Origin of the sequence: Enterobacter cloacae complex sp. IR5441 (genome assembly GCF_049238215.1) — a bacterium.
GTDB classification, from domain to species: domain Bacteria; phylum Pseudomonadota; class Gammaproteobacteria; order Enterobacterales; family Enterobacteriaceae; genus Enterobacter; species Enterobacter hormaechei_C.
Map to the genome: position 1 here is coordinate 1 of NZ_JBMKIA010000010.1, position 15340 is coordinate 15340.

The 15340-nt window shown below is 52.6% G+C and carries 16 protein-coding genes; 11 read left to right on the forward strand and 5 right to left on the reverse strand.

The window, feature by feature from the left end:
• The 7 genes from ACOTX5_RS12665 to ACOTX5_RS12695 form a co-directional block, all read left to right on the forward strand.
• Positions 1–101: hypothetical protein (locus ACOTX5_RS12665; protein ID WP_230391880.1), on the forward strand; the 101-nt coding region annotated here is incomplete at its 5' end.
• Between the two features lie 429 nt (positions 102–530).
• A complete protein-coding gene (locus ACOTX5_RS12670) occupies positions 531–1061 on the forward strand; it encodes a fimbrial protein (protein ID WP_015570717.1) in 531 nt (176 codons plus the stop codon).
• A 56-nt stretch (positions 1062–1117) separates the two neighbouring features.
• Entirely contained in the window at positions 1118–1795 is a 678-nt protein-coding gene (locus ACOTX5_RS12675; protein WP_047727410.1) for a fimbrial biogenesis chaperone, read from the forward strand.
• Positions 1796–1822: 27 nt separating this feature from the next.
• A complete protein-coding gene (locus ACOTX5_RS12680; protein WP_045911648.1) occupies positions 1823–4366 on the forward strand; it encodes a fimbria/pilus outer membrane usher protein in 2544 nt (847 codons plus the stop codon).
• A gap of 1 nt (position 4367) precedes the next feature.
• Positions 4368–5315 (forward strand): fimbrial protein, encoded by a 948-nt coding sequence (locus tag ACOTX5_RS12685; protein WP_045339484.1) that lies wholly within the window; start codon positions 4368–4370, stop codon positions 5313–5315.
• An 11-nt stretch (positions 5316–5326) separates the two neighbouring features.
• Positions 5327–5839, forward strand: coding sequence for a fimbrial protein (locus ACOTX5_RS12690; protein WP_026094315.1), 513 nt, complete (start codon positions 5327–5329; stop codon positions 5837–5839).
• A gap of 41 nt (positions 5840–5880) precedes the next feature.
• The gene (locus tag ACOTX5_RS12695) at positions 5881–6534 is read left to right on the forward strand and encodes a helix-turn-helix transcriptional regulator (RefSeq protein ID WP_032103715.1); all 654 of its coding nucleotides are present in this window, start codon (positions 5881–5883) and stop codon (positions 6532–6534) included.
• 49 nt (positions 6535–6583) lie between these two features.
• Here ACOTX5_RS12695 and fdhF read toward each other — a convergent pair whose 3' ends face one another.
• The 4 genes from fdhF to ycgZ all read right to left on the reverse strand — a co-directional run bounded on the left by fdhF (position 6584) and on the right by ycgZ (position 9795).
• Positions 6584–8734, reverse strand: coding sequence for a formate dehydrogenase subunit alpha (fdhF, locus tag ACOTX5_RS12700; RefSeq protein WP_045907495.1), 2151 nt, complete (start codon positions 8732–8734; stop codon positions 6584–6586).
• 188 nt (positions 8735–8922) lie between these two features.
• Positions 8923–9201 (reverse strand): biofilm/acid-resistance regulator YmgB/AriR, encoded by a 279-nt coding sequence (locus ACOTX5_RS12705; RefSeq protein WP_003857748.1) that lies wholly within the window; start codon positions 9199–9201, stop codon positions 8923–8925.
• A gap of 29 nt (positions 9202–9230) precedes the next feature.
• Positions 9231–9551 carry a hypothetical protein gene (locus ACOTX5_RS12710; protein ID WP_045339481.1) on the reverse strand — a complete coding sequence of 107 codons (321 nt, stop codon included), beginning with the start codon at positions 9549–9551 and terminating at the stop codon, positions 9231–9233.
• Between the two features lie 4 nt (positions 9552–9555).
• A complete protein-coding gene (gene ycgZ / locus ACOTX5_RS12715; protein WP_017384632.1) occupies positions 9556–9795 on the reverse strand; it encodes a regulatory protein YcgZ in 240 nt (79 codons plus the stop codon).
• Positions 9796–10134: 339 nt separating this feature from the next.
• Between ycgZ and ACOTX5_RS12720 the strand changes: the two genes are divergently transcribed.
• Complete coding sequence (locus ACOTX5_RS12720; protein WP_015570710.1) at positions 10135–11355, forward strand: diguanylate phosphodiesterase; 1221 nt, start codon at positions 10135–10137, stop codon at positions 11353–11355.
• Positions 11356–11543: 188 nt separating this feature from the next.
• A complete protein-coding gene (locus tag ACOTX5_RS12725; protein ID WP_015570709.1) occupies positions 11544–12272 on the forward strand; it encodes a MerR family transcriptional regulator in 729 nt (242 codons plus the stop codon).
• 109 nt (positions 12273–12381) lie between these two features.
• On the opposite strand, the gene ACOTX5_RS12730 is transcribed toward ACOTX5_RS12725, so the two are convergent.
• On the reverse strand, positions 12382–12834 hold the full coding sequence (locus ACOTX5_RS12730) for a DUF3828 domain-containing protein (protein WP_017384630.1): 453 nt from the start codon (positions 12832–12834) through the stop codon (positions 12382–12384).
• Between the two features lie 633 nt (positions 12835–13467).
• Here ACOTX5_RS12730 and sufA point away from each other — a divergent pair.
• Positions 13468–13836 (forward strand): Fe-S cluster assembly scaffold SufA, encoded by a 369-nt coding sequence (gene sufA / locus ACOTX5_RS12735; RefSeq protein WP_045911652.1) that lies wholly within the window; start codon positions 13468–13470, stop codon positions 13834–13836.
• An 8-nt stretch (positions 13837–13844) separates the two neighbouring features.
• On the forward strand, positions 13845–15335 hold the full coding sequence (gene sufB / locus ACOTX5_RS12740; RefSeq protein ID WP_045911653.1) for a Fe-S cluster assembly protein SufB: 1491 nt from the start codon (positions 13845–13847) through the stop codon (positions 15333–15335).
• Positions 15336–15340: the final 5 nt, after the last annotated feature.

Genomic DNA, 15340 nt, shown 5'->3' on the forward strand with positions numbered 1-15340 from the left:
GGCATTCTGGCTACACAATAACAAGGGAAGACTTACTCGTGGCTGCAACCCTACTAGCTCAAAATTTATTCACACATGGTTACGCTTTGGGGAAATTATGAGGGGATCTCTCAGGGCTTAGCGCCGAGCACTGTTGACTTATCAATATCTGACTCAGGCGCGAAACGGGTATTCATGTGAAACCTCACTGACTGATGCGATCATTTTTTGATCGGCATAAAGAATTATCTTAAAAACCAGCAGATCAGGGAATGTTTGCGGCGAGTCTAATTATAGACTCGCTTTTTTTTGAGTCTTAATTAATTGAAATTGAAACCTTTTTTATTCAGGTCTAAAAGTAGACTTTGGCCATTATTCTTAAGGTGTTTCCGAGTGAATATGTTTTGTAATTGTTAAAAGAGAGTCTACAGCTAGACCTCAAAATTGATTGTATGCGGAAAAAGAGTTGTATAAATTTTGACTCGTCGGAAGGTCTTTTGTTTCTGCAACTGAATGTCGGTAATAAATAAAGTAATACGGGATATAAAATTATGAATACAAAATTGATGATGGCAATGTTAGCGGCAGGTTCTGTACTCACCATGACCAATGCATTCGCAGCGGCCGGTACCGTTAATTTTAACGGGAATATTCTGGATTCTGCCTGCGACGTTGATGTGGCATCCCAGAATCAGGTGGTGGTATTAGGCGATTATTATAAAACGGAATTCCCGACAACCGGGGCGAGAACGGCTGCGACGCAATTCAATATTATTTTGAAAAACTGTCCGGTAACGGTCACCAATGCAAAAGTCCGTTTTGACGGCACGCCGGATTTAACCAACGCCAGCCTGCTGGCGATTGATACGTCCGTGGCGGGGGCGGCCACCGGGGTGGCGATTAACCTGATGACGGCAGATAAAGCCGATCTGCCGCTGCACGGCAGCAACAGCTATATTTACCCGCTCAGCAGTACGGCTGATAATACGCTGAACTTCTACGCGCAGTATATCTCCACCGCGGCATCCGTGACCGCGGGCCCGGCTAACTCGGTCGCAAACTTCTCAGTGGTATACAACTAAGTCATTGCAGTAATCAGCAGGGGGCCGCCCGGCCCCTTGTTTTATGAGGTATTAAAATGCATTTTATCACGACAATGGGCCTGGCTATGGCGCTGTTACCGCTGACGTTAACATCCGTCAGTGCAGGCGTAATTATTGGCGGCACCCGTATTATTTTTGATGGGACTAAAAAAGAGGCGTCAATAGGTATTACTAATCCTGATAACGTTCCTTATTTAATCCAGTCGTGGATAGATGTTCAGGATGAACAATCGGGTAAAGCGCCTTTTATTATTACGCCACCACTGTATCGGCTGGACGGCGGGCAAAAGAACCTTGAGCGTATTGTCATGACCGGCTCACTGCCTCAGGGGCGGGAGAGTTTATTCTGGCTGAACATTAAAGCTATTCCTTCAGCCTCAAAGCAGATGAACTCGCTGCAAATTGCCGTCAAAACGCGCATCAAATTAATTTATCGACCAGAGACTCTTCGTGCGTCTACCCCCGAGGAGCAAGCCAATAAATTAACCTGGCGTCGTTCGGGAAATACCCTTCAGGTTAATAACCCTACGCCGTACGTTATCAATTTCAATGAAATTACGTTGGGTAATAAGAAGCTTGACGATGTCACGTACGTGATGCCTTCAGGCACAGCCCGTTTTCCGTTACCGAACGGAACCAGTGGCAATACGCTGACGTTTAAAGTCATTAACGATTATGGCAGCCCTGGCGAATTACACCGGGCCAGTTTGTGATCCTTACGCGTTAATCAGGTGTTCGTCATGACAACGGCATTGAATGCAATGCAGCCTGCGCGCCTGGCAATATTTATTGCCCTCGCGCTTGCTGGTGTCTCTCCCACACTGTATGCCAGTGAGACGTTTAATACGGAACTGGTAGAGCTGGATAATCCCGGAATGGGAAAAGCGGATTTATCTGCCTTTGAATCCGGCTCGCAGGCGCCCGGGACATACCACGTTGATATTATTCTTGACGATCGGCTGCTGGAAACGCGGGATATTCGTTTTATGGCAGTGAAGGATGCTAACGGCAGTGAAACGTTGCAGCCGTGCCTGAGTATCGGGCAGTTAAAAGCGTGGGGCGTGAAAACGGCGCTTTTCCCGCAGCTCGCCGCCGGGGAAGGTGAATGCGCCGATCTCAGGGCGATCCCACAGGCCAGCGCGGATTTCCAGTTTGGCGCCCAGCGTCTGGCGATTAGCATTCCACAGGCGGCTATAGACCTGCCAGCGAGAGGTTACGTTCCGCCGGATATGTGGGATGAAGGCATTACCGCGGCCATGCTCAACTACAGCCTGAGCGGGGCAAACGGCCGGGCAAGAAGCGGGGCAGGCACCCGCAGCGACAGCCAGTATGCAAACCTGCGGCCGGGGATCAACGTCGGTCCCTGGCGGTTACGCAACTACACCACCTGGTCCCGCGATGCGTCCGGCCAGGATAAGTGGGACAACGTCTATACCTTGATGCAGCGCGCGATTATTCCCCTGCAAGCCCAGCTTACGCTCGGAGACAGTTCCGCGTCTGCCGATGTCTTTGACAGCATGCCGTTTCGCGGCGTCCAGCTGGCGTCCGACGACGATATGCTGCCGGATTCCCTGAAAGGCTATGCGCCGGTGGTGCGCGGTATTGCGCGAACTAACGCGCAGGTCGTGGTGCGTCAGAATGGCTATCAAATCTACCAAAGCTATGTGGCGCCGGGCGCGTTTGAGATCGCGGATATGTATCCCACCGGCGGCGCGGGCGATCTTGATGTCACGATCGTCGAAGCTGATGGTAGTGAGCAACATTTCACCCTGCCGTACGCTTCGCTGCCGGTCCTGCAACGGGAGGGGCGCCTGAAATATGCCCTTACCGCCGGGCAGTATCGCTCGTATAACCGTAGCGTGGAGAAAACCCCCTTCGGGCAACTGACCGGAATTTACGGCCTCCCTCACGGTATTACGCTCTATGGCGGCGTCCAGGGGGCAGATAAGTACCAGTCGGCGGCTCTGGGGGTGGGCAAGAATATGGGCGATCTCGGGGCTGTATCCGCAGACGTCACTCAGGGCTGGTCAACGCCGGAGCATGCCGCGAAAACAAACGGTCAGTCGTGGCGGGCCCGATACAGCAAGAATTTTATCAATACCGGGACCAACTTTTCGATTGCCGGGTATCGCTACTCGACCCGCGGCTATTACGGGATGCAGGACGTCCTCGATTCTTACGGCGACAGCAGCGCGCTTCATGACAGGCGACGTAACCGTGCCGAGCTGACGATGAGCCAGACGCTGGGGGACAACCTGGGCGCGCTTACCCTCAGTGCGGCGCGGGAAGATTACTGGAATGACGGTAAGTCGATGGCTTCGTGGAGCGTCGGCTATAGCAACTACTGGCATAACATCAGCTATGGCCTGACATGGACTTACAGCAAAAATGTCCGCTCAGCGTCAGAAACCCGCGACAGCCAAAAAAACGCTGACCATGACCAGCTTCTGGCGTTCAACGTCAGCATTCCGCTGGATAAATTTTTGCCGCAGACATGGGCTAACTATGGCATGAACGCCAGCGGGAATAACGGGACGACGCATAACGTCGGCCTGAACGGGGTAGCGCTCGAGAACCGTGCCCTGAACTGGAACGTACAGCAGGGATACGGAACAGAGGGTGTGGGCTATACCGGCAATGTTAACGCGGACTACAAAGGCGCCTATGGCGAAGTCACGGCAGGTTATGGTTATGACAAAAACAGTGAACGCCTGAATTACGGGCTGCAAGGCGGCATTCTCGCCCATGCTGATGGCATCACGCTTTCCCAGCCGCTGGGGGAGACCAGCGTCTTAATCAAAGCCCCTGGCGCCCACGACGTGGATATCCGCAATCAGCCCGGTGTACGGACAGATTTTCGCGGATATACGGTCGTGAGCAACCTTTCTGTCTACCGGAAAAACGATCTCACCCTCGACCCGGAAACGATGCCGGACGATGTCGAGCTGGAGATCAACACCCGCACGGTGACGCCGACGCGGGGAGCGGTGGTGAGAGCCGATTATCTGCCGAAGTCAGGACACCGGGTGCTGATGACCTTGACCGACAACGACCGCGCCGTTCCGTTTGGGGCGGTGGTCACCCTTGTGGGTGATGACAGCGGCAGTTTTATTGTCGGCGATCGCGGTCAGGTCTATTTAACCGGGATGCGCGAGCAGGGAACGTTAGTCGCTACATGGGGAAGTCAATCCAGTCAGCAATGCCGCGCTGATTTCACGCTGCCGAATCACTCAACGTACGGTGGGATCGCTGATATGCGCGCCACCTGCCGTCAGGAACGCTAACATGAAATGTCTTAACGCGATGCTGCTGCTCTGTTTGCTCGCGGCGGCAAATATGGCTCGTGCCGGTACCTGCACCACCATCACCCCGCAGCTTTCCACCCTGTCCGTGGGGACGATCAACGTGCAGCGCGATGCGCCTGTCGGCACGGTGGTATTTTCTGGCGCGGCGTCAGCCACAGGCTCCTATCTTACCGGGTGTACTAATCCGCTGATGCTGGGATTTAGCCTGCGCTACAACGGCGCCACGTTGAGCAGCTACGGCAACCATGTTTACAACACGAACGTCAGCGGGATAGGGATACGCTTTTCTTCCAACGGCTATTTTGAAAACCCGAGCAATACGTTCTCGTACAATGCGCAGACCTCCTATGTGGACTGGTACGGCGGGAGGATTGAGCTGGTGGTGACGGGGCCGGTCTCATCGGGGGCATTAACGCCGGGGACGATCGGCGTCGTGACGCTACAGGGAAGCGATGGCCTCTACCGTGACGGTCTGACCACGCAGCTCACCTCCGGCACCATCAATGCGCTGGCGTGCACGGCGAATACGGCCCAGCTGACGTTTCCGATAGGGGATATTCCCGCCTCGGCGTTCGGCTCCACGGTGGGCACCACGCCAGCGGGAGCACAGAACACGCAAAACCTGGGCCTGACCTGCGCCGCCGGAACCAATATTACGGTCTCGCTCAGTGGAATACAGAACCCGGACAGCGCCAATACCAGCGTGATGGCCTTAACCGGGCAGGGAAATGCCGGCACTGCGAAAGGGGTGGGGGTGCAGCTTATCTATAACGGTGCACCGCTGGTGATGAACAGCCGACTATTCTTGCGGCAGTCTGCCGGGGGGCAAGAGACGTTGCCATTAACGGCCCGGTATTACCAGACGTTAACCCGCGTGGAGTCAGGTTCAGCGAATGCCTCCGCCACCCTTAATTTGACCTACCAGTAGCAGGTAAGAAGATGAAAATAAGATGCAGGACACTGCTTTTACTTGCCTTACTCAGCGGGAAGGTATGCTCCGCTGATAGCGTCAACATCGGTGTGACGGGAAATATCGTTGCGTCGCCGTGCATATTTAATGGCGGCAGTAACAGCCTCGATGTCAACCTGGGCAATATTCAGGCAACCAATATGGCGACGCCGGGCTCAACATCGGATCCGGTGCCTTTCAGTCTGCTGTTTACCCAGTGCCCAACGGGAACGCAGAGTGTGACCGTCGCTTTCACCGGCAGCCCCGATCCCGAGGCGGGAGCGGACTATTTCATGAACAGCGGTTCGGCCACGCATGTGGCGATAGCCATGCGCGATGCCCAAACCGGCGCGCTTAAAGGAACAGGCACCAGTATGACCCAGACCATTGCCGCGGACAGAACCGCGACATTGGCTATGCTGGCCTCGGTAAAATCCATGCCGGGAGGCGCCACGCCGGGAAGCATCAGCGCGGTTGTGGTAATGACGATGCAGTACAACTAAATGCCGGTGATAAGCCTTTTTTAAAGACGTTGGTGTGAACTATGTTAAATATTCTGATTCAGGAAACGGATCTGTTTTTTCAGGCTGGGCTACAGAGCTTTTTCGACGATTTTTTTAAGCATAACTTTCATCGCTCCATCACATTTCACCTGGCGCTGACCAATGAAAACGTCAGCCAGGCTGATATTATTGTTCTTTCATTATGTCAGGGGGAAACGCTGACCTGTTTTCCGGAGTTACTGGCCCGGCAAAAAGGAATTGTGATAGGTCTCGTCGACGATGAACTGCGCTTTTCGGCGCTGCCTTCCTGCTTTCAGGACATCATTTTTCTCCCGCGCCGGGCGTCGCTTGATCGTATTAGCGGCGTTCTGTTTATCGCGTGGTTCAGGACGCAATTACCAGGTTACACGTTGAATAAAAAGACCTGTTTCGACTGCCAGCATAAAGGGTTATCCCGGCAACAGATTCGTATTATGGTCAATTTTTACCGGGGGCTGTCGGTGGTGCAGACCGCGAACGCGTTGAAGATGAGCGAAAAAACGGTCTTTACCCATAAATATATGATGATGCAGAAATTTAATCTGCGAAGCGATTACGAGCTGATCGTACTGTTGAGAAGGCTGATGGAGAAAAAGAGCCGTCCGAACCTGCTTCGCGATTACCTGGAAAATAATTATGCACAACAAATAGCCTAAAACGGCAGCGGATAGCGGGCCGGGCAGCGATAGCTACCCGGCAATGCATTTAAACATTAACCGCAGCGATCAACCGCGTCTTCATGGTCTGGTATGCGGAAGCCGCAAAATCCTCCGCCCAGCGCTGGTCCTCGATCGCCTCCAGCTGCACGGCGCAATACTTCGTTTCCGGCGTTCTGGAGATCGGGTCGAGATTATCCTGCGTCAGCTCATTACAGGCGCCAATCCACCACTGGTAGGTCATATAGATTGCTCCCGCATTGATGCGCTCGCTGATGCTGGCGCGCGTGATCACTTTACCCCGGCGTGAACGTACCCAGACCAGTTGGCCCTCGGCAATCCCCCGTTCATCCGCGTCGGCCGGGTTGATCTGCACCCGGCCCGGCTCGTCGGCCAGGCTTTGCAGCGCCGCGCAGTTCCCGGTCATTGAGCGACAGGAGTAGTGACCCACTTCGCGCACCGTGCACAGTACCAGCGGGTAATCCGCATCCGGTGTCTCCGCCGGGGCGCGCCAGGGGGCGGCAAATAGCTGTCCTTTGCCAGTAGGGGTGTCGAACTGATTATCCTTGTACAGGTAGGGAGTGCCGGGATGATCGAGGGATGGGCAAGGCCACTGCACATGGCCCATCTCGCCCATTTTTTCGTAGGTCACGCCGTAGAAGAGGGGGCACAGCTCGCGCATTTCGTCCCAGATCTGCTGGTTATCCTCGTAATGCATGGGATAGCCCATCTCCGTGGCCAGCAGGCTGATGATCTCCCAGTCGCGCTTCACGTTGCCGCTGGCCTCAACGGCTTTGCCGAAACGCTGGAAGCCGCGATCGGCGCAGGTGAACACGCCGGCGTGTTCTCCCCATGAGGTGGCAGGGAGCAGCACGTCAGCCACCTCTGCCGTTTTGGTCATAAAGATGTCCTGAACCACCACAAAATCGAGCGCCTCAAAGCCGCGGCGGACCAGTCCCAGATCGGCTTCTGTCTGAAGCGGATCTTCCCCCATGATGTAATACGCTTTGATCTTTCCTTCCAGCGCGAGATGTGGCACTTCGGTGATACGCGTCCCGACGCGATCGTCCATCCGGTTGACATTGATTTTCCACGCATCGGCAAATTTCAGTCTGACCGCCGGGTCAGTGACGTCCTGGTAGCCGGGGAACATATTGGGCAGAACGCCCATATCGCAGGCACCCTGAACGTTATTTTGCCCGCGAACCGGACCCACGCCGACGGCAGGGCGGCCCAGGTTGCCGGTCAGCAGCGCCAGGCTGGAGAGACCTTTCACCACATCGACCGCCTGACCAAACTGCGTGACGCCCATCCCCCACATCACCGTTGCTGAAGGCGCCGCTGCGAACATGCGCATTGCCTGACGAACATCCCGCGCGCGGATCCCCGTCAGATGTTCAACCTGCTCGGGTGCGTAATCTTTTACCGTCAGCCGGTACGCCTCAAGCCCTTCGGTAAAGCGGGCAACGTAGTTTTTGTCGTACAGTTCCTCTTCCAGCAGGACATAGCCAAAGGCATTGACCAGCGCCATGTTACTGCCATTTTTTAGCTGAAGATGAAGATCGGCAATGCGTGCCGTTTCAATATGACGCGGATCGCAGACGATGATTTTAGCGCCATTTTCACGTGCTTTAAGCACGCGTCGGGCGACGATGGGGTGAGAGTCGGCGCAGTTATAGCCGAATACCAGCAGGCATTTTGAGTTTTCAATATCGTTAATGGAATTGCTCATGGCGCCGTTGCCGAGGGTCTCCTGTAAACCGGCAACGGACGGACCGTGACAGACGCGGGCGCAGCAGTCGACGTTGTTAGTATTCAGCACCGCACGGGCAAATTTTTGCATCACATAGTTGGTCTCATTGCCCGTTCCCCGTGAGGAACCCGTGGTCATAATGGACCGAGGGCCATACTGTTCTTTGATGCTTTTAAGCCTGTGAGCGGTATAACGAATGGCCTCTTCCCAGGTAACAGGGGTAAAGGCCTCGCCTTTGCTGTAGCGGATCATGGGCTGCGTCAGACGGGGGGTAAGCAGCCGTGTGTCGTTAAGAAAGTCCCAACCGTAGAAACCTTTCAGGCAAAGCGTGCCTTGATTGGTTACGCCATCAGCGGCTTCGGCACGGATAATCCGGTTATTTTTAACGACGAGGTTTAGTTTGCAGCCTGCACCGCAGTAGGGGCAGACGCTGGCGATTTTTTTCATCAATAACAGACCTGTTAAGAAATGAAGCAATGTTTACTGGAAAGCCCAGTCCCTTAGCGGACTAAGCAGGATCCATGCCACATTCAGCGTTCTTGATTAACAGGGCGTTTGTGGAGAGAGGGTGTGTCATCGTCAGTATGTTCGTCACAATTGACGATGACACGCTATCCGTAGGGATGGGGGAGGCATTAAAGATCGTCCATGGTGTAACCGACGACAATTTCCAGCGTCTTGCGGATCACATCCGCCTTAACGACATCGTCGGTGGATTCCAGCGTCTGGATTAGCCAGAGAATGATCGCTTTGTTGGTCAAATGACCTTCGGAAGCAAGAACACAACGAACCGCAGTCGAAAAAATGGCAGACTCTTCAGCAAAGCGATCGCCTGCGTGACGGAAATACTCCGACAACGCGCTATCTAAAAAGGCGGAATGGTATTCGGGTTGAAGCTGAATATTTTGTCTCATTTGTTCTCACCGTAGCTGTAAAGTTGTAGTCAATGTATCTTTTTAGGATCGGACGGTTTTCCATTTCCAAATAACGGCACTACATTGTCTCGGTTATTTTTGAGAGATCCCTCTCTCTGTATTCGTCCTTGTGCGGTTCTGCGACCTTTAAAAGCGACCGTGCCAGAGCTGATGTCAGCTATCACTCGCGCTAATGTCTCCCGCCGCTGGGGATCCGTTTCATATGCTTGCATGTTACGCAGACGCTGAACCAATCCCTCGGTCGTCACGGGATCGCGCTCCTTCAAAAGTGAAAGAGCGGCTTCTCCAATAAGCTGGTCGATCAGTCTGTCCGCATCACTGCTGTTCATGACATTAACGTTCGAAGAGCAGGCCAAGAAGCATGTGATAATGATGTTCCTCTTCCGGGCCATTGGCCTTTTCAAGGCGACTCAACAGTTTTGTGCAGAGCGATTTGCGATTCAGATTTCGCCCGTCGCTAAGGATTTCAACAACAACCTGACCCAATGTTTCCTGTTGGGTTGGAAGCGCGGCTTTTTCGAAATACTGCGCAATCGCTGTTGCCGAGTCTGCGAGGTGTCCGTTCTGCTGCATGTTTCGCTCCTGTAAATTTTAGTAATCAGTAACGTTACATTTAAGGTATACATAATTTTCAAATCTGTACATTTAAAATGTACAATTTTTTAAATATTTTATAATATATTTTATAAAATCATTATTTATCAGATACTTATTCTTATGCGATTTACTGCGGTATTCACAAGATATATTGTACAATCCGAAGCGGCGTCGCAGAGTTGTACAAGCCCGTAAATGACGCAAAAAAGCCGTGTAAATCGTTGAGATGTAAATTATTTGTTGGGCAATTAATGTGCTATAACAGAGTTTTCCCCACGTGTTTTCGTGGTCACCCCCTCAATCTTCAGGATTAGCATGCTCACAACCATCATTTACCGCAGTCATATCTGCGAGGACGTTCCAGTGAAAGCGCTGGAAGACATGGTCGCTGCTGCAAATTGTAGAAATCGCCAGTTCGATGTGACGGGGATTTTGCTGTTTAACGGCACACACTTTTTTCAGTTACTTGAAGGGCCCGCTGATAACGTTAAGGAGATCTATGAGCTCATCTGCCGTGACCCACGGCATCACAACGTGGTCGAATTGTTAAGCGATCACGGGCCTTCAAGACGTTTTGGCAACGTGGGTATGGAGCTCTTTGACCTTCGTCAGTACGATACCGACGAAGTGCTGCAACAGGTACTCGATAAAGGCACAACGCGCTATCAGCTGACCTATAACGATCGCGCCCTGCAATTTTTCCGCACCTTCGTTGAGGCCACTGAAAAAGCCAACTACTTTGAGCTGCCTCCGGCTGACGCCTGGGAGTTTGTCACCGAAAATACGCCGTTATCCTCCCAGCCGACAGTAGTGGCAAAGGGCGCGGACTGTAGTTTCGCATTTCAACCTATCGTCGATCCGTTTATGCAGCAGGTAGTTTCCTGGGAAGCCCTGATCCGCACGCCGTCCGGTGAGTCCCCGGAAAGCTATTTTGCCAACCTGTCGCGTGAGGCGCTGTACGAATCGGATCTGAAGAGTAAACAGGTGGCTTTGTCGATGGCCAGCGCGCTGGGCCTACAGACTCAAACGTTGTCCATTAATCTGCTGCCGATGACGCTGGTCAATGTTCCTGGCGCCGTCGATTTTTTACTGACGGCAATTGAGGCGAACGGTTTTGTGCCGGAGCAAATTGTGGTCGAGTTCACCGAGAGCGAGGCGATCTCGCGCTTCGAAGAGTTCACCAGCGCGGTCAGACAGCTTAAAAGCGCCGGGATCAGCGTGGCCATCGATCACTTTGGCGCGGGATTCGCCGGTCTGCAACTGCTGGCCCAGTTTCAGCCGGACAGAATCAAGATTAACCGTGACTTGATTGCCAACGTGCACAAGAGCGGCCCTCGTCAGGCGATCATTCAGTCAATTATTAAATGCTGCGCCTCCCTGGAAATTCTGTTCTGTGCGGTAGGCGTAGAGCTGGCTGAAGAGTGGATGTGGCTGGAATCTGCCGGGATTTCTCAGTTCCAGGGGCACCTTTTCGCCAGCCCGCGCCTGGGGGGCATACCGGCGATTGCCTGGCCCGAGAAAAAGTACGATTTATAAAAACCTGTACGTAACTCTTAAAAGTGACCTGTACGTACGGCTAAATTTATACAACAATACATTAACGAGTGAGTGGTTCGTTGAGCCATTCACTTGTCTCAGAACGAGGAGTTAGTTATACAAATGATTTGTACAATCTGATAAGGTTGGTTTGGTTAGGTATGGAAGTATTGTGCGTGAGGGAGTTAATGGCCTATTACAGTATCGGCGAAGTGGCCGAACGATGCGGTATCAACCCCGTTACGCTGCGTGCCTGGCAGCGCCGTTATGGATTGTTGAAGCCGCAGCGAAGCGAAGGGGGTCATCGTCAGTTTGACGATGAAGATATCCTGCGTATCGAAGAGATCAAACGCCTGATGAAAACGGGTGTTTCGGTCGGTAAAGTAAAAGCGCTTCTTGAAAATACAGAAGTAATGACTCAGGGGAACTGGGCATCTTTTCAGGAAGAGATGTTAACCGTTCTGCGCTATGCCAGTCCGGCAAAACTGCGCGCCAAAATCGGCGAGTTCCGCCGTGACCATGCGATGGATGTTCTGATAGATAACATCATCACCCCTGTGCGGCAGCGAATGAACCAGGACCAGAATACGGTGCGTCACATGGCGAGCCTGCTGGACGGTGTCCTGATTGAGTTTGCCGTTGCAAGCCTGGGTGAGTCGCGAAAAAAAGCAGGTAAGGATGCGCTGCTGATTGGGTGGGAGTGCGACGACCGTACGCATTTGTGGCTGGAAGCGGCCCGTCTTGCCTACAAAGGCTGGCATATCGACGTGCTGGCTGAGCCGATTGATTCTCCACGTCCTGAACTCTTCCCCGGGCAAAAAATCTTCGTCTGGACCGGTAAAGCGCCTACGCCTCGTCAACAGGAGCAGCTCGACCACTGGCGTGAACAGGGTTTCGCCGTTTCGTTCCATCACTGATGTTAAGGGGGCCAACGGTAAACCGCCAGTGCGGGATTTTGCCTTCTGGCGATACGACAGGGGTATCCGCGAAGATGCATAGCATCAGTACCCCTGTCATATCGTCGGTTTATTCCATCATCAGGTTGTCTGAAATATTCATACTGGCCACGGATTCAACTTTCCACACGCCATCTTCCTTGACCATGCAGTCAATCACGGTGTGATCCCGCTTTTTGCCGAATGAGATATAAACCTGCATACAGGCGGCATCGTAATCCAGCGCCCGCGCACTGACGATGCCCCAGTCATCTTCATATCCCTGAGCCTTGATGAACATATCGACGTCAGGCACGTCATATTCATCTGGATCCAGCTTATCCATGGCTTTGAGTTTGCTGATAGTTTCGCGGGTTACATATGGCCTCAGCGCTTCATAGTTTTTCAGGGGCTCTTTCCCGATAATAATTTGCGAGATGTACCACTTATTAAACTGAAGGGCAGCGGATACCTCAGGGGGGAACTTCTGTGCAGCGGATGCGAGAGTGGGCAGAAGCAGGATCGCCAGAATTATTTTTTTCATGTCAGTCATGCCTGTAAATTGCATATGCTGTCTTTACTTGCCGGTATTGCTATTAAAGAAAATTCTGCACATCTTTTCTGGCTATACTGACCTGCATGCTGGCGAGCATGAGCTGCGGCTTTATAGGTACTCCACATAATTTAATCCCTTATTGAATAAATGGTTAACAAGGGAAACATTACGTCGAAAAGGGATGAGTTTATGTAATTAATCATGATCGGAATTTAACCACTATCAGACTGATAAATAATGGTTAACTTATCCATCAAACGTCTTTATGCGCGCCCAGGTAAGGCAAAAAAGGATTAAAAAGAACCTGGCTTAAGGGGGAGGCATACGTAAAAAATGTATATGGTGCCTGCGCGTACTTTAGCTATCTTAAAAATAGGTATTTCCAATACAATTTTTATCATTGCCCGTCACCTTACCGCCTTTCTTATGAAATGCATTATTTATCAATACATTGAACAAATCTAACCATCCCATCCGCATCCCGTCACAGGGTCTATGCTTAATGAAAGTAGCCAAAAAGGGCGGTTTAGCCCAAAGCCCCTGCTCGCAGGGGGTTGAAGTGATAATCGTTATCACTAACATGGTGTTATGCCCTGGTGGCTTATCAGATGAGGTGGACCTATGGAACTGCATTCAGAAACCTTCAATCCGGCCGATTTTGCCTGGCGTGGCTTAACGCTGACGCCCGCGGCGGCGGCGCATATTCATGAGCTGGTGGCAAAAAATCCCGACATCCTCGGCGTACGCTTAGGCATTAAGCAGACTGGCTGCGCGGGATTTGGCTACGTGCTGGACACCGTAACCGAACCTCAAAAGGACGATCTGGTCTTTGAAACCGACGGTGCAAAGTTATACGTCGCGCTACAGGCGATGCCGTTTATCGATGGAACCGAAGTCGACTACGTTCGGGAAGGTTTAAACCAGTTATTCAAATTTCATAACCCGAAAGCCCAGAACGAATGCGGCTGCGGCGAAAGCTTTGGGGTATAGGCGGTACTATGTCTCGTAATACTGAAGCAACGAGTGATGTAAACACCTGGAGCGGCGGACACCTCAACTATAAAGAGGGTTTCTTTACGCAGCTGCAAACCGATGAGCTGGCGAAAGGCATCAACGAAGAGGTCGTGCGCGCCATTTCGGCGAAACGTAACGAGCCGGAGTGGATGCTGGAGTTTCGTCTGAGCGCATTCCGCGCGTGGCTGGAGATGGAAGAACCCCACTGGCTGAAAGCGCATTACGATAAGCTGAACTATCAGGATTATAGCTACTACTCCGCGCCCTCCTGCGGCAGCTGTGATGATACCTGTGCCTCGCAACCCGGCGCGGTTCAGCAAACTGGCGCGGATAACAGCTTCCTGAGTAAAGAGGTGGAAGAGGCGTTTAATCAGCTCGGCGTGCCCGTGCGCGAAGGCAAAGAGGTGGCGGTAGACGCCATTTTTGACTCCGTCTCGGTGGCAACCACCTACCGTGAAAAACTGGCGGAGCAGGGGATCATTTTCTGTTCCTTTGGTGAAGCCATTCACGATCACCCCGAGCTGGTGAAAAAGTATATTGGTACCGTGGTGCCGAGTAACGATAACTTCTTCGCGGCACTGAATGCGGCGGTGGCGTCAGACGGTACTTTTATCTACGTGCCGAAAGGCGTGCGCTGCCCGATGGAGCTCTCGACCTATTTCCGCATCAACGCGGAAAAAACCGGCCAGTTTGAACGCACCATCCTGGTGGCCGATGAAGGCAGCTACGTCAGCTATATCGAAGGCTGTTCGGCACCTGTGCGCGACAGCTACCAGCTGCACGCGGCGGTGGTAGAGGTGATCATCCATAAAGACGCGGAAGTGAAATACTCTACGGTACAGAACTGGTTCCCGGGCGACGGCAACACCGGTGGTATTCTGAACTTCGTTACCAAGCGTGCGCTGTGCGAAGGCGAAAACAGCAAAATGTCCTGGACGCAGTCAGAAACCGGCTCCGCCATTACCTGGAAATACCCGAGCTGTATTCTGCGCGGCGACAACTCCATCGGTGAGTTTTACTCAGTGGCGCTGACCAGCGGTCATCAGCAGGCCGATACCGGCACCAAGATGATCCACATCGGTAAAAACACCAAATCGACCATCCTCTCCAAAGGGATCTCTGCCGGTCACAGCCAGAACAGCTATCGCGGGCTGGTGAAAATCATGCCGACGGCAACCAACGCGCGTAACTTCACCCAGTGCGACTCCATGCTGATTGGCGCGGACTGCGGGGCGCATACCTTCCCGTATGTCGAATGCCGCAATAACAGCGCCCAGCTTGAGCATGAGGCAACTACGTCACGTATTGGTGAAGATCAGCTTTTCTACTGCCTGCAACGCGGGATCAGTGAAGAAGATGCGATTTCAATGATCGTTAACGGCTTCTGTAAGGACGTGTTCTCTGAACTGCCGCTGGAATTTGCCGTTGAAGCCCAGAAACTCCTCGCCATTAGTCTTGAACACAGCGTCGGTTAAGGAAA